At 59.0% G+C, this 21,668-nt stretch carries 19 protein-coding genes; 10 read left to right on the top strand and 9 right to left on the bottom strand.

What is annotated here, in order from left to right; all coding sequences use genetic code 11:
* Positions 1 to 55 precede the first annotated feature (55 nt).
* Both J4D97_RS09950 and J4D97_RS09945 read right to left on the bottom strand, forming a co-directional pair.
* Positions 56 to 1,450, bottom strand: a complete 1,395-nt coding sequence (locus tag J4D97_RS09950; protein WP_208307446.1) for a DUF3526 domain-containing protein — start codon at positions 1,448 to 1,450, stop codon at positions 56 to 58.
* Positions 1,451 to 2,158 (bottom strand): ABC transporter ATP-binding protein, encoded by a 708-nt coding sequence (locus J4D97_RS09945; RefSeq protein ID WP_208307445.1) that lies wholly within the window; start codon positions 2,156 to 2,158, stop codon positions 1,451 to 1,453.
* A gap of 268 nt (positions 2,159 to 2,426) precedes the next feature.
* Here J4D97_RS09945 and J4D97_RS09940 point away from each other — a divergent pair, with 268 nt between their 5' ends.
* Entirely contained in the window at positions 2,427 to 2,876 is a 450-nt protein-coding gene (locus tag J4D97_RS09940; protein ID WP_208307444.1) for a PAS domain-containing protein, read from the top strand.
* A 274-nt stretch (positions 2,877 to 3,150) separates the two neighbouring features.
* On the opposite strand, the gene J4D97_RS09935 is transcribed toward J4D97_RS09940, so the two are convergent.
* Together J4D97_RS09935 and J4D97_RS09930 are read right to left on the bottom strand one after the other, a co-directional pair.
* Complete coding sequence (locus J4D97_RS09935; protein WP_185283988.1) at positions 3,151 to 3,351, bottom strand: hypothetical protein; 201 nt, start codon at positions 3,349 to 3,351, stop codon at positions 3,151 to 3,153.
* A 129-nt stretch (positions 3,352 to 3,480) separates the two neighbouring features.
* On the bottom strand, positions 3,481 to 4,884 hold the full coding sequence (locus tag J4D97_RS09930; protein ID WP_208307443.1) for a DEAD/DEAH box helicase: 1,404 nt from the start codon (positions 4,882 to 4,884) through the stop codon (positions 3,481 to 3,483).
* Between the two features lie 170 nt (positions 4,885 to 5,054).
* Between J4D97_RS09930 and J4D97_RS09925 the strand changes: the two genes are divergently transcribed.
* Positions 5,055 to 6,398, top strand: a complete 1,344-nt coding sequence (locus J4D97_RS09925; RefSeq protein ID WP_208307442.1) for an NAD(P)/FAD-dependent oxidoreductase — start codon at positions 5,055 to 5,057, stop codon at positions 6,396 to 6,398.
* A gap of 168 nt (positions 6,399 to 6,566) precedes the next feature.
* Here the strand turns inward: J4D97_RS09925 and J4D97_RS09920 are convergent, their stop codons facing one another.
* Positions 6,567 to 7,523: a YihY/virulence factor BrkB family protein gene (locus J4D97_RS09920; protein WP_208307441.1), complete on the bottom strand. Its 957-nt coding sequence runs from the start codon at positions 7,521 to 7,523 to the stop codon at positions 6,567 to 6,569.
* Positions 7,524 to 7,698: 175 nt separating this feature from the next.
* Here J4D97_RS09920 and J4D97_RS09915 point away from each other — a divergent pair, with 175 nt between their 5' ends.
* The gene (locus J4D97_RS09915) at positions 7,699 to 8,145 is read left to right on the top strand and encodes a DUF2062 domain-containing protein (protein WP_208307440.1); all 447 of its coding nucleotides are present in this window, start codon (positions 7,699 to 7,701) and stop codon (positions 8,143 to 8,145) included.
* A 144-nt stretch (positions 8,146 to 8,289) separates the two neighbouring features.
* On the opposite strand, the gene J4D97_RS09910 is transcribed toward J4D97_RS09915, so the two are convergent.
* From J4D97_RS09910 to J4D97_RS09895, 4 genes are all read right to left on the bottom strand, one after another.
* Positions 8,290 to 9,258: an enhanced serine sensitivity protein SseB C-terminal domain-containing protein gene (locus J4D97_RS09910; RefSeq protein WP_208307439.1), complete on the bottom strand. Its 969-nt coding sequence runs from the start codon at positions 9,256 to 9,258 to the stop codon at positions 8,290 to 8,292.
* A 168-nt stretch (positions 9,259 to 9,426) separates the two neighbouring features.
* The gene (locus J4D97_RS09905) at positions 9,427 to 9,843 is read right to left on the bottom strand and encodes a c-type cytochrome (RefSeq protein ID WP_208307438.1); all 417 of its coding nucleotides are present in this window, start codon (positions 9,841 to 9,843) and stop codon (positions 9,427 to 9,429) included.
* Positions 9,840 to 10,544, bottom strand: a complete 705-nt coding sequence (locus J4D97_RS09900; protein ID WP_208307437.1) for an SCO family protein — start codon at positions 10,542 to 10,544, stop codon at positions 9,840 to 9,842. Before J4D97_RS09900 ends, J4D97_RS09905 begins: the two co-directional genes overlap by 4 nt.
* The gene (locus J4D97_RS09895) at positions 10,541 to 10,972 is read right to left on the bottom strand and encodes a hypothetical protein (protein ID WP_208307436.1); all 432 of its coding nucleotides are present in this window, start codon (positions 10,970 to 10,972) and stop codon (positions 10,541 to 10,543) included. The genes J4D97_RS09900 and J4D97_RS09895 overlap by 4 nt, the downstream gene beginning before the upstream one ends.
* Positions 10,973 to 11,209: 237 nt before the next feature.
* Here J4D97_RS09895 and J4D97_RS09890 point away from each other — a divergent pair, with 237 nt between their 5' ends.
* From J4D97_RS09890 to J4D97_RS09860, 7 genes are all read left to right on the top strand, one after another.
* Positions 11,210 to 11,887, top strand: coding sequence for a response regulator (locus J4D97_RS09890; RefSeq protein WP_185283979.1), 678 nt, complete (start codon positions 11,210 to 11,212; stop codon positions 11,885 to 11,887).
* A 174-nt stretch (positions 11,888 to 12,061) separates the two neighbouring features.
* Entirely contained in the window at positions 12,062 to 13,438 is a 1,377-nt protein-coding gene (locus tag J4D97_RS09885; protein WP_208307435.1) for a sensor histidine kinase, read from the top strand.
* Positions 13,439 to 13,634: 196 nt separating this feature from the next.
* On the top strand, positions 13,635 to 14,756 hold the full coding sequence (gene rluF, locus J4D97_RS09880) for a 23S rRNA pseudouridine(2604) synthase RluF (RefSeq protein WP_208307434.1): 1,122 nt from the start codon (positions 13,635 to 13,637) through the stop codon (positions 14,754 to 14,756).
* Positions 14,757 to 15,103: 347 nt separating this feature from the next.
* Positions 15,104 to 15,409 (top strand): hypothetical protein, encoded by a 306-nt coding sequence (locus J4D97_RS09875; RefSeq protein ID WP_185283976.1) that lies wholly within the window; start codon positions 15,104 to 15,106, stop codon positions 15,407 to 15,409.
* A gap of 58 nt (positions 15,410 to 15,467) precedes the next feature.
* The gene (locus J4D97_RS09870) at positions 15,468 to 16,619 is read left to right on the top strand and encodes an efflux RND transporter periplasmic adaptor subunit (RefSeq protein ID WP_185283975.1); all 1,152 of its coding nucleotides are present in this window, start codon (positions 15,468 to 15,470) and stop codon (positions 16,617 to 16,619) included.
* A 107-nt stretch (positions 16,620 to 16,726) separates the two neighbouring features.
* Complete coding sequence (locus J4D97_RS09865; RefSeq protein WP_208307433.1) at positions 16,727 to 19,894, top strand: efflux RND transporter permease subunit; 3,168 nt, start codon at positions 16,727 to 16,729, stop codon at positions 19,892 to 19,894.
* A gap of 304 nt (positions 19,895 to 20,198) precedes the next feature.
* Positions 20,199 to 21,668 (top strand): TolC family protein, encoded by a 1,470-nt coding sequence (locus tag J4D97_RS09860; protein ID WP_185283973.1) that lies wholly within the window; start codon positions 20,199 to 20,201, stop codon positions 21,666 to 21,668.

Here is a 21,668-nt window from a genome sequence, read left to right as displayed (position 1 = left end):
GATAAGCTGCGATTGACGACCCATTCGAAAGAAGCGAACAGGTAGCAGCCACTGGCTATAAGCTGATTTTTTTAGCTAGCACGAGCAGACTGACCGCTACCACACTCCAGCCCAGCAACAGCAACACGGGCCCAGCGGCGTGGCGCAGCCGCCAGCCCAGGCCAGGTGGCGCGTAGGCAAACTGGGGCACCGTGCGCCAAAAGGCGTTGCCTGCCACGGTGTTTTTCTGGTAGAACGCATCCACAACGCGGCCCACGCGTCGGCGGTGGGCTTCGGCTTGGGCGGCAAAGTCGCGGTGGGTATCCAGGTCGGTGGCGGTGAGGTGGAGCGACAGCTCGCGGAATGCCAGGAAGGGCGAGAGCAAGGCGCTTAGCTGCACCAGCCGGTTTTGCCGGGCTTCGTTGCGCTCAATGGCGGCGTAGGCCCGGTCCATCACCCGCCCGTCCGATTCCTCGGCCGCCTCAATGGTGATGGGGATAAAGTAGACGGGTAAGTCTTCCAGCCGCTTGACACCGTAATAGGCCATCACGCTGTCAGCCAACGCGGCGCGGCGTTCGTCTTTCGTCCCCTCATGGCCGACGCCGTACTGCATATCGTGAAAGGTGTAGTCATCAAATTCGACGGCCGTGGTGGCGGGATGCGTGCGCCGGGCCAACTCACCCGTCAGCCGCGGCACTAGAAACACGCCCAGCAGCCAGAAGCCAGCCAGCACCACCAGCGACAACGCCGAGTTGCGCGTGAGCAGCGACACGGCCCCGCCCAGTACCGTGAGCAGCGCCGCGTACAGCACCAGCCCGGCCACATAGCAGGCGTAGGTAAGGAGCAGCGGCGTTAGCCCGCTCGGCCCGAGGTGCCAGGCCAACAGCCCCAGCGGCCCCAGCGCCAGCAGCAGCACCACGGCCCCCACGACCACCCCCGCCGCCAGCAACTTACCTGCTAATAGCTGCCCGGTGCTCACGCGTGCACTGAGCACCAGCTTGATGGTGCCGTTTTCCCATTCCTTGGAAAATAGGTTGTGGGTGAGTAGAAAAATGAACAACGGCAGCAACAATTGGGCAAAGTAACCCACGTTCAGAAAACCGAAGCTGCGCAGGGCCGTTGCGTCGCTCACCTCCCGAAACTTCACCTCGCCGCGCTTGTGGGGCTCGAGGTAAAACGAGTTGCCGGTGTAGTCTTCTACCCCGTTGTCGAGCAGGGCTAGGTCGGCCGTGGGCTTGTAGGCATAGAAGCCGAAATGCGCCCCCAGGTGCGGATTCTTGTCGCCTTGCGCAATAAACTGCGCGTACGTGGTTTGCTGCGACTGGCGTAGAAAGGCGCTGCGCGTGGTGTAGTACGCATACCCGTTGTAGAGGGCCAGCCCCACCAATAGAGCCAGCCCGACCAGCAGCCAGGTGGCGTTGGTGGTGCGCCGCAGCTCGCGCAGTTCTTTGCCGATGAGTAAGCGCAGCATTTAGGCTGGTTGATTAACGGTGGCGAGGTAGAGGTTGGTCAGCTCGGCGTAGTCTACCTGGTCGGCGCGCAGCTCCTGGCGCAGACGGCCTTGGTGCATGATGCCGATGCGGCGACCCAGTTCCTTGGCCATCAGCAGGTCATGGGTCGCCATAAGCGTGCACACGCCCTGCTGGCTAAGGCGGCGGATCACCTGAGCAAACTCGTTGCTGGCGTGCGGGTCCAGGCCGGAGGTAGGCTCATCTAGAAACAGCGCTTTGGCCTGCTTGGCCAAGGCAATGGCAATGCCCACCTTCTGGCGCATGCCCTTGCTGTAGCCACTAACTCGCTGGTCCAGGGCCTCTGCTTGCAGGCCCGCCGTGCGGGTAAAATCCGTTAGCTCGGTGTGGGAGTAGCGGAAGCCGGAGAGCCCACTGAAAAATGCTAGGTTCTCCAAGCCGGTCAGCGTTGGGTACAGATTCACGATTTCGGGAATGTAGGCCACCAGGTTGCGCGTCGCGTGGTTGTTCACCGCTACCTCCAGCCCGTCAATCAGCGCCCGCCCACTGCTGGCCGGCATAAAGCCCAGAAAGATATTAATGGTCGTGGACTTGCCGGCCCCGTTGGAGCCGAGCAAACAGTACACCTCGCCGGACGGAATAGCCAGGTTGAGATGGTCGAGGGCCAGGTGCGTGCCGTAGCGTTTGGTTAGGTTTTCAGCTTGCAGCATAAAAGGAGAGATGGCCGTGCGTGAACTGTAAAATCCGCGCAACAGTGTGCTTAACAACGTATAGCTGGCCGACAAACAGCCATTGATACCCAGCTAGGAAACCTAGTAGTAGAGGTCGTTGCGCAGCCAGGGTACCATACTCAGCGTACAATCGAGCAGGTTGTTGACCAGCAAATTTACTTTGAGATAGGAGCATATCCCATCGTGTACTGCTCACAGTTCTCGGATAAGAAGGTAGTTTTGGATAAGCAGTACAAGTAGACGGTTTGTGCCAAGCAAGGATTTGTTGCAGAGCGTAGGAAGGCTACTCCGACAGAAGCAAACAGAAGAGCACGCCTGTTTTATACATTTCCCGGACTTGGTAATTGTGGGGGCCAACGACGACCTAGCCGCTACGCTATCCTCACCCAGCGGGATACTGATCATAGGGCAGCACATCTTCGACGTCTTTCCCGATAACCCCGAAACGCCCGAAGTCAACGTGCGCGCCTCGTTGCGGCGGGTGATGGCCAGCAAGCAGCCGCACGAGATGGCTCCTGAGGGTATCTACTGTGACCTCACCTACCTGGCCCGTTATAATAAGGCCGGGCAGATTGACGGCTTCGTGACCTACACCTACGATGTGACCGAGCAGGTGTACGCCCGGCGCGAGCGGGAAAACCAACGCCTACGCCTGCAACGGCTGTTTCTGGAGGCCCCGCCGCCATTTGTATCCTGAGCGGCCCCGACCTCCTGCTCACATGCCTGGGGTGTCGAACAGGTGCAGCCGGTCTTTAGTTTATCGCAGATTGCCCCATGACCTCGGCCAGATCGGCGCGGCGGCACCAGCAGATGAGGCAGGATCCAGTGGGTACTCCTATTCTTCGAACAGGACTCCTATGAAGGCGGGTAGTAATAAGGTAGGGCGCACCCCAAACTTCGCCGTCTCGTGGGGCCTTTTTTAGTACGACCCTACTTCCTAAACAGCTTCATAGTGTATGCAAAAGCCCATACTATGCAATAGGCTTTTGCTTGTGGAAAGCCTGTTGCAGCAAAAACATAATCAATCCGCCACTGATAGTCAGCGGTAGATAGGCTGTTGAAGACAGCACCGCACCTGTTTCAGCAGTAGCAAGGCCAGCTCCCAAGCTGATTCCGAAGCTAACGCCGGCGAAAAGCAAGCCGATGAGGTGGAGGGGATGAACGAGCTTCATACTAAAACAAATATTTGGCTTATAGTAGCTTAAGTTAAGTAGAGAGCTTGTTGGGCTTCAACATAACAACTGCCTGAACGGCGGGCGGCTGCAAGCCGCCCCTACACCGCGCCGCCCGCCTAGCCCAAGTTACGCCACTACCGACACCCGCACTTTCTTGCCTTTCACCTTGGCGCCGGTCAAGCGCTCGACTACTTCCTGGGCTTGCTGGCGCGGTACGGCTACGTAGCTGTAATAATCGAACACCTCGATGTGGCCGACTTGCTCGCGGGCTACGCCGCCCACGTTCACGAAGGCGCCTACCAGGTCGTGGGCGCTAACTCTATCCTTTTTGCCCGCCGATACGTGCAGGGTCACGTTCTCGGGGCGTGGGGCTTTGGGTAGGGCATCAGGTAGTTTACCGGCCTTGATGGGCTGCCACTTGATGGTTTCGGCCACAGGCCATTTCTGCACGTGCGCCTGCTCCTTGGGGGTAGCCAGCAAGTGCGCTGTGCCCGCGGCACCAGCCCGCGCCGTGCGTCCGGCCCGGTGCTGGAAGCTGTCGGCCTTGTCAGGAGCATCGTATTGAATTACGCTGTCGAGGGCTGTCACGTCGAGTCCACGGGCAGCTACGTCGGTGGCTACCAGCACCTGGCTGGAGCCGTTGCGCAGTTTCAGCAGGGCCTTGTCGCGCTCGGGCTGGGGCATTTTGCCGTGCAGGGTTTCGGCGGCAACGCCGCGGCCTTGCAGGAAGCGCGTCAGTTCCTCGCATCGCTCGCGGGTATTGCAGAATACCAGGGCACGGCCTGTATCGGGGCGCTGCAAAAGGTGGTAGAGGGCGGCGGGCTTTTGCTCGGCGGTGCCCACGTGGCCCAGCAGGGTCAGGTTTTCGGGTAGCTCGGCGGTGTCTTCGCCGGCATTCACCACGCGGGGGCGGGTCAGGTTCTTGCGAATCAGCTCTACCACTTTCTCCGACATCGTAGCCGAGAACAGCAGCGTTTGCCGGCGCCGGGGTAGGCGCTTCACAATTTCTACCAACTCATCCTGAAAACCCAGCTCCAACAGCTTATCCGCCTCATCCAACACCAACGATTTCAGCTGATTGGGTATAATGGTACGCCGCTCAAAGTGGTCGAGCAGGCGGCCAGGCGTGGCCACTACCACGTGCGGGGCCTGCTTCAGCGAAGCCGTTTCTTCCCGAAAGGCGTGGCCGCCGTAGAACGCCGCCACGCGCAGGTTGGGCAAATATTTTCCTAGCTTTTTAAGGGCGTCGCGCACTTGCAGGGCCAGTTCGCGGGCAGGCACCAGCACAATGATCTGCACCGTATCCTGCTGCACATCAACCTGCTGAAGCACGGCCAGGCCGTAGGCCGCCGTTTTGCCCGAGCCGGTGGGTGCCTGTCCGGCCACATCCTGCCCATCGAGGGCCAGGGGCAGCACCTGCGCCTGCACGGGGGTAGGGGCCGCAAACTGTAGCTCGTCGAGGGCTTGCAGCAGGGTAGGGGCGAGGCCGAGGTCGGCGAAGGTAGGGGTGGGCGCGGGGGTAGCAGTCATGCGAGTAGAAACGAAACCGTAAAGGTAACCCCTAGCGGCGGAAGTGCGGGCATAAGCCCAACGGTGGGCAGAAGTTACCTAAACCACAGGGGCGTTTTTGCAGTTAATATCTGAAGGCGACGGCCTATTCTCCCTGTTTGGTTCTCTCGCTATCCTTTCCCTCTCGCTGTATGATAACTCCCGAAACCCTTTCTCTGAATATTCCGGCCACTAAAAAGCCCCGCGTTGTCATTATTGGTAGTGGCTTTGGAGGCGTCAATTTGGCTAAAAAGCTGGCCGGACACGAGTTCCAAGTTGTGATGTTCAGCAAGCTGAACTACTTCGGTTTCTGGCCGTTGCTCTATCAGGTGGCTACGGCCCGCCTGGAGCCCGAAACGATTGCCGAGCCCATCCGCAAGCTGTTCGATAAAGACTACCCCGACTTTCACTTCCGCCCAGTGCGGGTAACCAACGTCGACCCAACGGCCAAAACCGTGACGACCCTGGTAGGCGAGTTGAGCTACGACTATCTGGTAATTGCCACTGGCACGCGCACCAACTACTTCGGCAACGACCAAGTGAAGCAATTCGCCTTCCCCCTCAAGCAGGTGTCGGATGCTGTGAGCCTGCGCAGCCAGCTATTGCAGGCGTTCGAGCAAGCCAACATGACCAGCGACCCCGCCGTGCGCGAGCAGCTGCTGAACGTGGTAGTGGTAGGCGCCGGCCCTACGGGCGTAGAAATGGCCGGCTCCATTGCCGAAATGCGCGCCCACGTGCTGCCAGAAGACTACCCTGGCTTGGATTTCAGCCAGATGCACATCTACCTGGTAGAAGGACTAGACCGCGTGCTGCCGCCCATGTCGCCTGTGTCCAGTGCTCACACCCACGAGGATTTGAAAGAGTTAGGCGTTATCGTGAAAACCAACACGCTGGTTGAAAACTACGACGGGCAGGTGGTGAAGCTGAAAAATGGAGAAGAAATCCGGGCACGGACGCTGATTTGGGCCGCCGGCGTAACGGGAGCCACAGTAGAGGGCATGCCCAAGGAAACGTTGGAGCGCGGCCGTTATGTGGTCAACTTGTTCAACCAAGTGCAGGGCTTCTCCGACGTATTCGCTATCGGCGACATTGCCCTGATGCGGAGCGAGAGATGGCCAAATGGCCACCCCGGCGTGGCGCAACCTGCCATTCAGCAGGGCGTGCACCTGGCCAAAAACCTACACCGCCTGCGCCGAGGTGAGATACTAGAGCCATTTTCCTACTTCGATAAAGGCTCCCTGGCCATCACCGGCCGCAACCGCGCCGTGGCCGATCTACCCGGCGGTAAGCACCTGAGCGGCTTTATGGCCTGGGCCGCGTGGCTATTCGTGCACATTTTCTACCTCATCGGTTTCCGCAGCAAGCTGGTGGTGATGGCCAACTGGGTGTACCGCTTCTTTACCTATCAAAGCGGTACGCGCGTGATTATCAGTCCGTACGTGCGCAAAGACGATGTGAAAACGCAGGAGTTCATGCAGCGCCAGCAGATGGAATAGAGGTGAATTTATGAGTGAATAGATAGACAAAGCGTCTGTCATCCTGCGCGCAGCAAAGGACCTTATCACGTTAGGACGAGTCGTTATTACACTTGTCGTTCTACTGTCATAAGGTCCTTCGCTGCGCTCAGCATGACAGACGCTTTCTTGATTTACAACCTAACCACTTCACCCCTGGCTCTCTTCTTCCTCCTCAGCTAAATTCACCAGCCGGTAGCGTACGGCGTGGCGTTTGGGCTTGATGTCGTGGCCGATGTAGTGGGCATAGACTTTCGTAAAGCAGGCGCCGAAATAGAAAATCATGGCGCAATAGAATACGAAGAGTAGCACCAGCACAATGCTGGATGCCGGTCCGTAAATGGGGCCAAGATTGCGCGGTACCAACAAATAGCCTAGGATAAATTCGCCCAAATCAATAAGTATGGCCGTGAGTACGGCGCCGGGCAGCACGGCCCGCCACGAAACAATGGCCAAACTAAGCGTGCGGAAGGTGAAGGCAAACCACGCCACCAGAATCAGCAAAGATGCCAGCCGGTTGAGCGTTTGAACTACGTAATAGCCGAAAGGGGCGTTGAAATCGACAAGCGAGTGAGCGAATAGCGAGAGCAGCGCGTCTACCAGAAATGCCAGCATGGAAAGGCCCGCCGTAGCCAGCAACACGCGTAACGAGCGGCCCCGCTCCTTCAGGAGATTGGAAAACGGCGAAAACCCATTCTCCGGCCGGATGCTCCAGAGCTGGTTGAGGGAGTGCTGAATAACGACAAACAGCGTAGTGGCGATGAATAGTAGGAACGCAAAACCCAACCACGTCACGGTGCGGCTGCGCTCCACGTTGGTCACGTTTTGCAAAATCTGCTGTACCAGCCCTGCAGCCGAAGCGCCCAGCAAATCGGCCACTTTGGTGAGCAGCATCTGCCGCACAATAGATTTGGAATAGAGCGACCCCAGCACCTGAATCAGGATGATGACGATAGGGGGTAGGGCAAACGTGGTGAAAAACGCCGTGGCCGCCCCTAGCCGCAGTGGGTCATTGGCCGACAGCATCCGACTGGCACGGCGCAGTAGCACAAAGAAATCCTTCCACTCTTTTGACCGAGGCTGGCCTGGCACGCGTACTTTTGTCATTCCCTGATTGATTCGCTGGCCAAGTAGCGCCGGAGCGAACTGCGAAGATACAACGCGGGGATGCCCGTCGTCTATCATTGCCTCAAAAACCTGCCTTGTTTTGGTTGAACCCGCCGCCCCGCTACCGCCCTCTTCATCGCCGCCTTCTTGGCTGCGCCGCCGGGTGCTATTGCCTTTGCAAAATATTCTCAAGCAAGGGCTTACTCCGCACCAATTGGCCCTCACCACAGCCGTAGGGGTAGCCATTGGCATTGTGCCGGTGCTGGGCGCCACCACGTTGTTGGGCACGCTGGCGGCCGTACGCCTGCGTCTGAATGTGGCCGCCATGCTGCTCATCAGTCACCTAATGAGCCCGCTGCAACTGCTGTTTATGCTGCCGCTGCTGCGGTTTGGGGCGCCGCTGCTGGGCGCCAACGCCCAAACGCTGACGATGGGCCGCGTGCGTTATCTATTCACGCATGATCTGGGTGGTGCCTTCACGCTGCTGTGGCGCGCCGAGTTGGGCGCGCTGCTGCTGTGGCTGGTGGCCGCGGTGCCGCTGGGCCTTATCCTGTATTTCAGTGCCCGGCCAATCTACCAGGGCCTGTTGCAGAAGAAAGCTCTGAAGGAGTTGGAGGGCTAAGGAGTAGAGGACTTACGTCGTTAAAGTAAAAAAAGCCGTCATGCTGAGCTTGTCGAAGCATCTCTATTGTGAGTAATCAATTTACTACCTGTAGAGATGCTTCGACAAGCTCAGCATGACAGCCTGATCTTTTTCCTTCCTAATCTACTTCTGATAAATCGGCTCGCTTTGTAGGAAGTACTGATTAATGGGCTCGCCCGAAGCGGGGTCGATGAGCATCATGTCCAGCTGGGGCTGGTTGGTGAGGTGCTCTTGCAGCGTGGGGCCGAATTCCTGTAGGAAATCGGGGTTGGCGGCGGTGGAGTGGAAAGCCAGCAGCAGGCGTGGCGGCTCAGGTGAGCCCTGTATCTGCATTTGGGCTAGGTAGGCGGCTTCAATGTCAGGGTTGGTGGCGCAGTAGGTGCGCACGGCCTCCGCCAGGCCAGCCGTCGACTCGTGGGGCGGGCCCAACATCACCTGCATTTCCTGGCCTTCGCCCTCGCCGGGAATATTGGTGAGGTTACCAGCCAGCAAATCGGCCAGCTCGGCGGCGGGCAGCAGCTTGCCTACTGGCGAGAAGGGGTTGAGGGCACAATCGGCACCTTGCACCATCTGAAACAGGTCGATGCCGCGCAGGCGCAGGTAGGAAATCGTCTCCTGTTCCACGGCGCCGTCGCTCACGCGCTCCAGCGACGTAAATACCGGAATCTTGCCGTCGTTCAGCACTTGCAACTGAATTTCCATGCCTTCGGTGGGCGTCACTTCGCCGGGCTCCAGGCCTTCTTTGGGGTGCAGTACTACTACCACTTCTTCCTGTAACAGCGCCCGGTAGAAAATGGGGCGTGCATTAGGCTCGGCGGCGGCGCGCATCAGCAATTCCTCCAGCACGTTGGTGGGCTCGAAGTCGGGCATAGGCGGCATGGGCGGAATATACGGCTCCTGCATAGGAGGCATAGGGGGCATGGACGGCGGTGCTGGCACACCGGCTTGCGGCGGCGAAGTATAATTGGAGCCTTTGTAGCGAGGGCCACCAGGGGTAGCGGGCTGCTCGGGGGTAGAAGGGGTAGGCGTTGCCGACGGTGTAGGAGTGGAAGTCGGCTCGTTTTTAGGTTTCAGAAAGTCAAACAGACCCATAGGAAAGGAATCAATAACGAAGCAAAGGGATAAGAAAAGTTGTTAGGGAGCAGTTGATAGTTGTCAGTCAACGATTTAGTTTAAAACCAACAATTGACAACTAATATCTGACAACTTAGGAAGGCCAAGCTAGGCAATTTGGGGCAAATTTATGCAGTGGCGTGCCAATTACTGGCCGTCGCTGCCGTGGCAGGCATCCAGCAGCTCCGACACCTCCCGGATGGTGTACGTCTGATTTTGATTGCCCCACTGCTGCTGCACAAAGTTGAGAATATTGGTAATCTGCGAGTCGGTAAGGTCGTCGTGGCCAGGCATCACCTGGTTAAAGGTCACCCCGTTGACCACGATCGGGCCTTGCTGCCCCTCGCGGATCAGGCAGGGTAGGGCAGCGCGCTGCTGGTGCAGGTAGTCGGCGCCAGCCAAAGGCGGAATCAGGCGGCGCAGGCCCTCGCCCTGCTCGCCGTGGCAGCTGGCGCAATGTGTGGCGTAGAGCTTCTCGCCCTCATTCTGGCGGTTGGAAAAACAGCTGACCAGCAAGCTAGCCGCTGCCAGACCCGCCGCGCCGCGCAGCCACCAGCGCCTCACGGCCGCGGGGCCGTAGCGGTGGCAGGGGTAGCACTCACTTCCTGCAACAGCACCGGAATTTCCTTGATCAGGCGGTCCACTTCGTCCTTGTTCAAGCCGTCGTAGATGCCGCGCACGTGGCGGTTGGGGTCTACCAGGGCAAAAGCGCCGGTGTGAGCAAAGCCGCCGGGGGCTTCTTTATCTACCTGAGCGCCCGTCATGTAGGCGCGGGCCAGCGCAAACACCGTATCGTGGGGAGCGGTGGCGAAGTGCCAGCGCGAGGCGTCGGTCACGCCCAGGCGCTCGGCATAGTCGCGCAGCACAGGAATGGAGTCGTGGGCCGGGTCGATGGTGTGCGACAGGAACACCACGCGTGGGTTGTCTTTATACTTTTCGTACACGCGCAGCAGCTCGCTCTGCATTTTGGGGCAAATGCTGGGGCAGGTAGCAAAGAAAAAGTCGGTGATGTAGACCTTGTCCTTGAACGTGTTGTTGGTGACGGGTTGCCCGGCCTGATCGGTGAGGTGAAAGGTAGGGATGGTGGCGTACACCGTGTCGGCGGGGCCGCCGGTGGGGCTGGGTACCACCTCCCGCTCCCCAATGTAGGGCAACTGGGCGGTTTGCTGATCAGCGGAAGACGACGAGCAGGCGGGTAGCAGCGCAAGGCTGCCGAGGCCAATGAACAACGAGCCGAGGGCGCGGCGCAGGGCAAAACGAATCATTGAGCAGAACTAGGGGTAGGCGCCGCGCCGGCGGCCAGCACTTGCCGGGCCGAGTCGAGGCTACTGGAAATGAGAACAGCCACGGAGTCGATTTTGTGCTGCTGCCGGGCATAATACTGCAACTTTCGCTCGTGGGCGGTGGAGTCGGCTGGGCGTCGGTACTGGTGCATCCAGCCGGTCATGGCGGCTTCGGCGCGGAGCAGGCTGCGTATCTGCCGGCCCGTGCGGGCGGTGTCGGGGCCGGGCTGCTGCTGGAGCTGCTGGCGCAGCTCGTACACTGGGCCGGTGGTTTGGGCCATGGCCTCGTCGTGCTTGCTAAGCACGGCTTTTTCGGCGGCTTCTTCTTTTTGCTTGTCGCTTTCCAGCGACAGACAGGCGGGTAGGGCGGCCAGCGTCAGCAGCCCTAATAGGAAAGTGGACGTTCTCACGCAGGCAAAGGTACAAAGGAGTGCGTGAGGGTAGGAGGGTGTGGGGGTAGGAGAGTGTGAGGGGTAGGAGGTAGGGCGTCTGTCATCCTGAGCGCAGCGAAGGACCTTATGCCCACAGAACGGGTCGTTGTTACGCTTGTCGCTCTGGCGTGAGAAGGTCCTTCGCTGCGCTCAGGATGACAGACTTCTTGTCCCCATTCCTCCTTTTCTCACTCTCCCCACCTGTATCTTTACAGCATGAAACTGCTGCTCGTCGAGGACGAACCCAAGCTGGCCTCGTTTATCCAGAAAGGCTTTGCCAATGAAGGCTATGATATTGAAGTGGCCTACGACGGGCGTGTGGGCCAGTCGCTGCTGCGGCAGAACAGCTACGCGCTGGTGATTCTGGACGTGAACCTGCCCTACCTCAATGGCCTGGAGCTGTGCCGCCTGAGCCGGCAGCTGCACCCTACGGTGCCCGTGCTGCTGCTCACCGCCCTCGACAGCCTCGACGACAAGGTGCTGGGGTTCGAGGCCGGCGCCGACGACTACCTCGTGAAACCCTTCGAGTTCAAGGAACTGCTGCTGCGCACCCGCGTGCTCACGCGCCGCGCCACTGAGGCCAGCACCGTGCAGCGGATACTGCGCATCGCCGACCTGGAGCTAAACCTAGAATCCAAAATCGTGACCCGCGGCGGCCAGCGCATCGAGCTGACTACCAAGGAGTATGCCCTGCTGGAATATCTGCTGCTGAATCGTGGCAAGGTGATTTCGCGGGTAGATATTGCCGAGAAGGTGTGGGAGCTGAACTTCGACACCAACACCAACGTCATTGATGTGTACGTGAGCTACCTGCGTAAAAAGCTCGACAAAGGTTATCCTATTAAGCTCATTCATACGATGGTAGGCATGGGCTACGTGATGCGGGAAGGGTAGGGGGTGAAGTCGTCTTGTCATGCTGAGCCTGTCGAAGCATCTCTACCGCTTCGCTGCTGTCATCGGGAATTACTATCAGTAGAGATACTCCGACTCCGGCTGTACCTACGCTCAGTATGACCAGACAATTCATCATCTTACAACTTCACCGCTCACAATTTCACCACCTCTCCTTTGCTGATTCGGAATAAGCTGTTGTTGCGCTTTACGCTGCTGGTGGTAGGCATTCAGCTGGCGCTGTCGGCGTTTATTTACTACTTCAGCTCGTTTTCGCGGGAGCAGCGCTACTACCATCGTCTGGAGGGCAAGGCGGTGCTGGCGGCGCGGCTGCTCATCCGGCGGGCCAACCTGGATACGGCCGTGCTGCGCACTTTCCGCCGCGCCGACCTGCTGACCATGCACCAGGAATACATCGGCATCTACGACGAGCAGAATCAGCTGGTATACGGGCTAGGCAAGTCACTGCGCCCCCTACCCGATTCTGTGTATCTCAATCAAATTAGAAGCACACGCCCAGCGCACTTCCAGCTGGACGGGCGCGAGGGGGTAGGGATATTGTATCAGCATCAGGGCCGGAGCTACCGCGTGTTGCTGGTGGGGCAGGATGTGTTTGGGGCGCGGGAATTTGCCAAGCTGCGGCTGCTGCTGCTGGTAGGCAATCTGGGTGCGCTGGTGCTGATTATTTTGGCCGGCTGGTACTTCACCGATCAGGCCCTACGCCCCATTGCCCGCGTGGTGCGGCAGGTGAAGCGCATCACGGCCTCCAACCTGAGCCGGCGCGTGGCCGAGGGCAACCGCCGCGACGAAATCGCACAGCTGGCCATCACCTTCAACGAGATGTTGAGCGGGCTGGAGCAAGCTTTCGAGTCGCAAAAAAGCTTCTTGTCGCACGCCTCGCACGAGCTGCGCACGCCCCTGGCCAACCTGCTGGGCACGCTGGAAACCTCCCTGGCCTACGACCACGACCTGAGCGAAGCCCGCCAGAGTACCGCGTCGGCGATGGAGGAAATTCGCCGCCTCATTGCCCTCACCAACGACCTGCTGGCCCTAGCCAAGGCCGATGACACGGCGTTCCGAAGGGAGCCCGTACGCCTGGATGAATGCGTGACCCAGGCCCTGACTCTGTGCAAGACCAAGTACCCTACCCGTACCATCCGCCTGGATTTCGACGATTTGCCCGAGGAGGTAGAAGACCCGTTTATGGTGCTGGGCAACGCTCAATTGCTGACCACCGTGGTGTTCAACCTATTGGATAATGCCTGCAAATACTCGGCGGGCGCTGTGAGTAGTACCCTGGGCTACGCCGATTCTGCTACTCTACGCCTCACCATCACTGATGCTGGAAAAGGCATGAGCTCAGCCGAGCTGACGCACGTGTTTGAGCCGTTGTATCGTGGTGAAAGTGGCCGCCACATGCCCGGCCACGGCCTGGGCCTACCCATCACCCGCAAGATTGTGCAGCGCCACGGCGGGCAGCTCACGCTGGCGTCAGAGCCCGGCGCGGGTACCACGGCTACGGTGCTGCTGGCCGCCGTGCAGGATGTGGGGTAGGAGGCACCCAAAACGGGTTTGCCCTGTGTGGTTACCGCATGTGCCACGCTGAAATCCACGCTAGATTCCTTACTTCAATCGAAATGCCCTGCAAGGTTAGCCGTATCTTTGCCGGCAGCCGACCCGCAGCGGGCTGGTCACTGCTTTTTTTATCGCTGGTCTAAGTACCCCGCACCCCGCGTTACGCTCTACTACTATGGCAACCCGACTCAATAAATACATCAGCGAAAGTGGCGTGTGCTCGCGCCGCGAAGCCGACCGCCACATCGAGCAAGGCAACGTGACGGTGAACGGCAAGCGCGCCGCCATCGGCGACCAGGTAACGAGCCGCGACCGGGTAGTGGTGAACGGTGTCCACATCGAGCCCCGGCCCGAGGAGGAGGCGGTGTACCTGGCCTACAACAAACCCCCCGGCATCGTTACAACCACCGATTTGGGCGTGAAGGACAACGTCATCCGGGCCATCAAGCACACAGTGCGTATCTTCCCCATCGGCCGCCTCGATAAGGAGTCGCAGGGTCTGCTGCTGCTGACCAGCAACGGCGACATCGTCAACAAAATCCTGCGCGCCGGCAACCAGCACGAGAAGGAGTACATCGTGATGGTAGACAAGCCCATCAAGGATGATTTTCTGGAAGCCATGCAAAATGGAGTGCCCATTTTGGGCGTGATGACCCAGAAATGCAAGGTGGTGAAGGAAACGCCTTACATTTTTCGGCTGACGCTGATACAAGGAATGAACCGCCAGATTCGGCGCATGTGCGAGTATTTTGGCTACGAAGTGGTGCAGTTGGAGCGCATCCGCGTCATGAACATCAGCATCAAGGGCCTGGGCCCCGGCGAATGGCGCGAGCTACGCGAAAAGGAGCTGAAGGTGCTGTTTGAAATGATTGAAGACTCGAAAGGCACCGACGATGGCCGCACGCCGCGCCGCCGCAAAGTGGTATCGACGGCTGATCAGTGGGGCGACCGTTCGGGCCCCAAAACAAACCGCCCCACCACCGGCCGGGCCGATATCGTGCGTCCTGCCTTCGACCCTTCCCTGCGTGACGACGCTCCTCGCAAAGCGAAGTCCCTTCCTGCCGGCACCTGGCTCGATAAAGACACTGCGCGACCCGGCGCGAAGCCCAAGCGGCTGGTTACGGCCGGCCGCAGTGTCGCCTCCGGTCGTCCTACCGACAAGGCCGGCCCTCGGCCCGGTAAATCGACCGGCCCGAAAAGCGGCCCCCAGGGCGACGCCAAGCGCCTGGCCAAGGGGGCCGGCAAACCGGCCAAAGGCAAATCCAGCGGCAGCCGCGGCGCCAGCCGGAGCCGGTAGCGCAGCGCCTTTATCTCGATTCTTTCCTATCTGATTCTACCGAAAACAGAAAATACCGGCTGGCGGGCTGTGCGTAGCGTTACGGCCGACTGAATCAGCAAGCGGACCGCTAAAAACTGATTTGGCTGGTATAATTATGCGACACGATACGCTGACATCCGCTCTACTGTAGGAGGGATTATTCGCGGTAGAACTGTTCCGGCGCCGTGCGCTCGGCGCAACGTCGCGCCCTAGATAGACCAGCCACTTTATCGCGGTTGCGGTCTTTTTTAATCTTTTCTAATGTTATTCTAAGACGGCTCTAACGTCGTAGCGGTTGCTTTGTAGTACACAAGCCCGAAAACCGAATGCAACAAGATAGCCGGCACATCATGCTGATTTGGCTGCTGTTGGGAGCCCTGCTGCTGTCAACGGGGCTGAATTGCTACCTCGTGCTGCCGCAGAACGACACCGCCTGGGTAGGCTGGCTGGGTTCCGACGACGAAGATGAAGACGAGGAGTTGCCCAGCGTGCCCAATGCCATTGAAGAACTACGCCTCACGCGTGCCATGTTGGCTCGCTGTCAGGCCGAGCATCTACGTAAGGACAGTTTACTGGTAAGTGAAGCCGCCAGCAAGTTGCCGGCAACGGCTGCTGCCTCTGGTCTCAGATGACTACGAGCCGCTTTTTTGTTTGTGAATCAATCCTCCTACACCTTTTTACTTTCTCTCCGTGTCTCTTTCGGATTCCTCTTTCCGCCAGTTTTTCTGGTTTGTTTTACCGTTGGCTGCTGCTACGCTAGGTAGCTGCTCTGAAAAAAGCCAGGCCGATACCAACAAATCGGATGTGCCGGAGGTGCCGGTAGTGCAACTCGCCCCCCGCGACACCGTGCTCCACCACGATTACGTGGCCGATATTGAAGCGGTGCGCAACGTGGATGTGCGGGCGCGGGTACCTGGTTTTCTGGAGCACATTTACGTGGATGAAGGCCAGGTTGTGAAGAAAGGCCAGCCCTTGTTCCGCATCAATGCGAGCGAGTACAAAGAGCGCCTGGCTAGCTCGGCGGCCAACGTGCGCAACGCCCAAGCCCAGGAACAGGTAGCAGAGCTGGAGCTGAACCGCGTGCAGATGCTGGTGAAGAAAAACATCATTGCTTCCTCGGAGCTGGATGTGGCCCAGGCCAAACTGAGAGCGGCACAGGCGATGGTGCGGGAGGCGCGGGCCACACAGGCCAATGCCAACTTCAACTTGTCCTACACGCTTATCAAAGCGCCCTTCGATGGCATCATCGACCGGATTCCGCTGAAAACGGGTAGCCTCGTCGACAATGGTACGTTGCTGACCAGCGTATCGGACCTGGGCGCTGTGTACGCCTACTTCAATGTGGCTGAAAACGAATACCTGGAGTACGCCAAAACCCGCCAGCGCACCAAGAAGTCTGGCCACGATAGCGTGACGCTGGTGCTGGCCGACGGCACGCCCTACCGCCACGGCGGCCGCATTGAAACCATGGAAGGCGAGTTTGAGGAAACTACTGGCTCTATTGCCTTCCGGGCGCGTTTTCCCAACCCCGAAGGGCTGCTGAAGCACAATGCCAGCGGCCGAGTGCGCCTTCAGAACGAAGTGAAAGACGCGTTGCTGGTTCCGCAACGCGCCGTGTTTGAGACGCAGGATAAAAACTACGTGTTTGTGGTGGGACAAAATGGCAAGATCAAGCAGCAGTCGTTCACACCCCAAGCCCGTTTGTCGGACTTCTATGTAGTGAAATCGGGTCTGAAAGCCGGTGAACGAATTGTGTACGAAGGCGTGCAGGACCTGCGCGACGGCAATACCATCCAGTCCCGACCCGTGACCATGAAAACGCTGCTGGCTGAAGCTCAGTAGTTAGAACGAACTCCCCTCCTCTGTTAAGGAGGGGAACTAGCCTAGCTTTTAGCCCTAGTTTCCAGCCTCCCACCCACTACCTCACCTAAGCATTCCTACCCTCCTCTATGTTCGACATATTCATTCGCCGGCCGGTACTGTCGCTGGTTATTTCGTTGGTTATCGTGTTTCTGGGCCTGCTGGCCCTGATTCAGCTGCCCATCACGCAGTTTCCCGACATCGTGCCCCCATCGGTGACGGTGACGGCGCGCTACACCGGTGCCAACGCGGAGGTGTGTACCAAAGCAGTAGCCACGCCCCTGGAACGCGCCATCAACGGCGTGCCGGGCATGTCCTACCTCACCTCGGTGAGTACCAACAGCGGCATCACGCTCATCACTGTGTTCTTCCAGGTAGGCACCGACCCCGACCTGGCGGCCGTGAACGTGCAAAACCGCGTGCAGACGGTGATTGACGAACTGCCGGAAGAGGTAATTAAGGCGGGTGTGAGTACCGAGAAAGAGGTGAATAGTATGCTGCTCTACCTCAACATCATGAGCGATGATAAGGCGGTGGGGGAGAGGTTTATCTACAACTTCGCCGATATCAACGTGTTGCAGGAGCTGAAGCGGATTGACGGGGTAGGTTTCGCCGAAATCATGGGCTCGCGTGAGTACTCCATGCGAGTGTGGCTGCGGCCTGACCGCATGGTGGCCCTGAACGTATCGGCCGACGAGGTGATTGAGGCCATCCGGGCGCAAAACGTGGAGGCGGCCCCCGGCAAATCGGGCGAAAGCTCGGGCGAGGCCGGCCAGGAATTACAGTACGTGCTACGCTACACGGGTAAGCTGTTCGAGCCCAAGCAGTACGAAAACATTGTGGTGCGCGCTACCCCCGATGGCTCGGTGCTGCGCCTCAAGGACGTGGCCCGCATCGAGTTCGGCTCGCTGAACTACGGCATGACCTCCAAGATTGACGGGCGGCCCTCGGCGGCCATCATGCTCAAGCAACGTCCCGGTTCCAACGCTTCGGAGGTAATCGAAAACGTGAAGAAGCGCATGGCCGAGCTGAAAGGCACGAGCTTCCCACCCGGCATGACCTACAACATTGCCTACGACGTGTCGCGCTTCCTCGATGCCAGTATTCACGAGGTGCTGCGCACGCTGGTAGAAGCTTTCGTGCTGGTGTTCCTAGTAGTGTTCATCTTCCTGCAAGACTGGCGCTCTACCCTTATTTCGGCCCTGGCCGTGCCGGTTGCGCTCATTGGTACGCTGTTTTTCATGCAGCTGCTGGATTTCAGCATCAACCTGCTCACGCTGTTTGCGCTGGTGCTGGCCATTGGTATTGTGGTCGATAACGCCATTGTGGTGGTGGAAGCCGTGCACGTGAAGATGACCGAGGACCACATGAGTCCGAAGGAGGCCACGTTTGCGGCCATGCACGAGATTGGCGGCGCTATTATCGCCATCACGCTGGTGATGTCGGCGGTGTTCGTGCCGGTATCGTTCATGGATGGTCCGGTGGGTGTGTTCTACCGCCAGTTCTCGCTCACGCTAGCGTTTTCCATTGTGATTTCGGGTATCAACGCCCTCACGCTCACGCCGGCTCTGTGCGCGCTGTTGCTGCGCCATGCCCCCGAGGGTGAGCAAAAAGGTCTGCTGGGTCGCTTCTTCGGCGGGTTCAACCGCTACTACGAGGGCTTGGCCCTGCGCTACCAGAAGCTGGTGCGCGTGGTGGCCAACCGCCGCGTAGTGACCATTGGGCTGATGCTGGTATTCTTTGTCGCCACTTACGGCATCACCACCATCTTACCCACCGGCTTCATCCCAACCGAGGACCAGGGCATGATTTACGTGAACGTGACCACGCCGCCCGGCGCTACCGTGGAGCGCACGGAAAAAATACTCGATGAGGTACAGCGCATCGCCGCAAAGTTGGAGCCGGTAGAGTCGGTATCGACGCTGGCTGGGTATAGCCTGACCACAGAAGTAGCTGGCTCGTCGTACGGCATGGGCATGATCAACCTGAAAACCTGGGACGACCGCAAGGAGTCGGTGCAGGACCTGATTGCCATTCTGGAGGAGAAAACCCGCCACCTCAAAGACGCCGATATTCAGTTTTTACCCCCACCCACGGTGCCGGGCTTTGGTAACTCCAGCGGCTTCGAGCTGCGCCTTTTGGACCGCACCGGTCGCGGCGACCTGCAACAGACCGCCCGCGTCTCGAACGAGTTTATTGCGGCCTTGCAAAAGACGCCCGCTGTGGGCTCGGCCTTCACCAGCTTCGACGCCAGCTTCCCGCAGTACCTTATTCACGTAGACCAGGAGCAGGCCGCCAAAAAAGGCGTGACCATTGATAAAGCCATGAGCACGCTGCAAACGCTGATGGGCTCGTTCTACGCCTCCAACTTTATCCGCTTCGGGCAGATGTATAAGGTGATGGTGCAGGCTGCGCCTAGCTTCCGTACCAAGCCCGAGGACGTGCTGAAGATGTATGTGAAAAACGACCGGGGCGAGATGGTGCCCTACTCCACCTTCGTTCGTCTGGAGCGTGTATACGGCCCTGAGCAGCTCACGCGCTATAACATGTATACCTCGGCCATGCTGAACGGCGACGCCGCCAACGGCTTCTCCTCCGGCGACGTGATTAACACCGTAGCGCGGGTAGCCGCCGAGGAACTGCCCCGCGGCTACACCTACGAGTGGTCGGGTATGACGCGCGAGCAGGTACTGTCCGGCGACCAGGCCCTGTATGTGTTTGCGGTGGTGCTCTTGTTTGTGTACCTGCTGCTAGCCGCTCAGTACGAAAGTTTCCTGCTGCCGCTGCCGGTTATTCTGAGCTTGCCGGCCGGTATTTTCGGGGCGTTCTTGTTCCTGAAATTGCTGGGGCTGGAAAATAACATCTACGCCCAGGTGTCGCTGGTAATGCTGATTGGTTTGCTGGGTAAAAACGCCATTCTGATCATCGAGTTTGCGGTGCTGCGCCGCAAGCAAGGCGCATCTATCCTGGATGCGGCCGTGGAAGGCGGCTACTCCCGCCTACGCCCCATCCTGATGACCTCCTTCGCCTTCATTGCCGGTCTGCTGCCGCTCACGATTGCCACCGGCGCCGGTGCCCTCGGCAACCGCAGTATTGGTACGGCGGCAGCGGGTGGTATGCTCATCGGCACGCTGGTGGGGGTAATTCTGATTCCGGGGCTGTACGTGCTGTTTTCGCGGGAGAAGAAAGAGCCTGTGGAAGACAAGCATAGCCCAGTGGAACCCGTAGCCGAAGAAACCGCCCACGCTATAGCTTAATGCTTTGAGAAGTTAGAACAAATTCCCCTTCTTTTTCAAGGAGGGGGTAGGGGGGTAAAAGTCATCAGAACGACATCTAGGATTAGTTTTATCTACTCTTTGACTTGCTAGGCTTAGCGTCGTTCTGACAGTTTTACCACCCCGCCCTGCGGGCACCCTTCCTTGAAAAGGAGGGAAACTAACCCTAGGCCTTGGCTTCTAACTTCTGGTTTTATTCACTGCCTAGCTACTAGCCTCCAACAACCCAAACCATACGCCCAGCAGAAGACCGTCGCTGCCGCTGCCTTCTCTCCTCCATACCTGCATGAACCCATCTTCTATGACCCGCCGTTTCCTACCCTTGGCTGCTAGTCTGGCACTGTTGCTGGCTGGTAGCTGCCGCTCGGTAGGCCCGGTGACCATGCCCCGCGCTACCCCCATCCCCACTACCTTCGGCACCGTCACGGATACTACCAGCGTCACCGATACGGTGAGCATGGCCAACCAGCAGTGGCAGCACTTCTTTGCTGACCCCAACCTGGTAGCGTTGCTCGATACCGCTATTCGCTCCAACCCGGATCTGGGCATTGCCATGCAGCGCGTAGAAGCAGCGCGTGCCAACGTGTTTATTACGCGCGGTGCTCTGCTGCCGGCCATCACAGGTGTGGCATCGGCCGGGGTGGAGCGCTACGGCAAATACACCCTCAACGGCACCGGCAACTACGACACCAACCTGTCGCCTAACATTGATGGTCGTCGCCTCATCCCAAACCCTACCCCCGATTTCTTTCTGGGTCTGCGTAGCGCTTGGGAATTAGATATCTGGGGTAAGCTACGCAACCGCCGCCGCGCCGCCTTCCTGCGCGTGCTAGCCACCGAAAAAGGTCGTCAGTTCGTGCAAACGGCCTTGGTGGCCGAAGTAGCTCGCCTATACTACACCCTGTTGGCTCTCGATAACGAGCTAGTAGTGCTAGGCAAAAACCGGGCATTGCAGGAGCGCGCCGTGGAGATTGTGAAGATCCAAAAGGCCGGTGGCCGCGCCACGGAGCTGGCTGTGCAGCAGTTTATTGCTCAACTCCTGCGCACACGCAGCCTACAATACGAAGCCCGGCAGCGCGTGGTAGCCGCCGAGAATGAGCTGAACCGCTTGCTGGGGCGCTACCCGCAGCCCATCACCCGCGGCGAGCCTATTGGCGTGCAGCCCCTGCCCGCCAGCGTGGCCGCCGGTGTGCCCGCTACCATGCTCCTGCGTCGCCCCGATGTACAGCAGGCCGAACTGGAGCTAACGGCGGCCAAAGCCGACGTGGCCGCCGCCCGCGCTGCCTTCCTACCCTCGCTGGTGCTCACGCCCTATGTAGGCTTTAATGCCTACCGCACCTCCGTACTGCTGAATCCTAGCTCTTTGGCCTATGGCCTGTTGGGTGGCCTCACAGGCCCCATCCTGAATCGCGCGCCCCTCCGCGCCGATTATGCCCGCAGTGCCGCCGAGCAACGCACAGCCTACTATGAGTATCAAAAAGCCGTGCAAACCGGCTTCGAGGAAGTGGTAACCAACCTGAAAGGCATTGAGAACTACCAGCGCATGTACGAGTTACAGCAGCAAGAAGTGGAAGCTCTCAATAAAGCCGTTGACATCTCCAACGACCTCTACGGCGTGAATTACTCATCTTACCTCGAAGTAATTACGGCCCAGCGCAACGTGCTGGAGGCGGAGTTGAACATCACCAAAACCCGTCGCGAGCAGTTCCTGCTCCTTATCGACCTCTACCGCGCCCTGGGCGGCGGTTGGGAGTAA

The sequence above is a fragment of the Hymenobacter defluvii genome, assembly GCF_017589435.1.
GTDB lineage: Bacteria > Bacteroidota > Bacteroidia > Cytophagales > Hymenobacteraceae > Hymenobacter > Hymenobacter profundi.
The sequence above is the reverse complement of the archived record's forward strand: the minus strand, read 5'-3'. Positions and strand labels throughout refer to the sequence as shown.

Bases quoted from the DNA above. Each gene is read 5' to 3' on its own strand.
- J4D97_RS09900 (WP_208307437.1), bottom strand. From the start codon at position 10,544: ATGATTCGTTTTGCCCTGCGCCGCGCCCTCGGCTCGTTGTTCATTGGC.
- J4D97_RS09950 (WP_208307446.1), bottom strand. From the start codon at position 1,450: ATGCTGCGCTTACTCATCGGCAAAGAACTGCGCGAGCTGCGGCGCACC.
- J4D97_RS09925 (WP_208307442.1), top strand. From the start codon at position 5,055: ATGATAACTCCCGAAACCCTTTCTCTGAATATTCCGGCCACTAAAAAG.
- rluF (WP_208307434.1), top strand. From the start codon at position 13,635: ATGGCAACCCGACTCAATAAATACATCAGCGAAAGTGGCGTGTGCTCG.
- J4D97_RS09910 (WP_208307439.1), bottom strand. From the start codon at position 9,258: ATGGGTCTGTTTGACTTTCTGAAACCTAAAAACGAGCCGACTTCCACT.
- J4D97_RS09945 (WP_208307445.1), bottom strand. From the start codon at position 2,158: ATGCTGCAAGCTGAAAACCTAACCAAACGCTACGGCACGCACCTGGCC.
- J4D97_RS09920 (WP_208307441.1), bottom strand. From the start codon at position 7,523: ATGACAAAAGTACGCGTGCCAGGCCAGCCTCGGTCAAAAGAGTGGAAG.
- J4D97_RS09890 (WP_185283979.1), top strand. From the start codon at position 11,210: ATGAAACTGCTGCTCGTCGAGGACGAACCCAAGCTGGCCTCGTTTATC.
- J4D97_RS09875 (WP_185283976.1), top strand. From the start codon at position 15,104: ATGCAACAAGATAGCCGGCACATCATGCTGATTTGGCTGCTGTTGGGA.
- J4D97_RS09930 (WP_208307443.1), bottom strand. From the start codon at position 4,884: ATGACTGCTACCCCCGCGCCCACCCCTACCTTCGCCGACCTCGGCCTC.
- J4D97_RS09935 (WP_185283988.1), bottom strand. From the start codon at position 3,351: ATGAAGCTCGTTCATCCCCTCCACCTCATCGGCTTGCTTTTCGCCGGC.
- J4D97_RS09865 (WP_208307433.1), top strand. From the start codon at position 16,727: ATGTTCGACATATTCATTCGCCGGCCGGTACTGTCGCTGGTTATTTCG.
- J4D97_RS09860 (WP_185283973.1), top strand. From the start codon at position 20,199: ATGAACCCATCTTCTATGACCCGCCGTTTCCTACCCTTGGCTGCTAGT.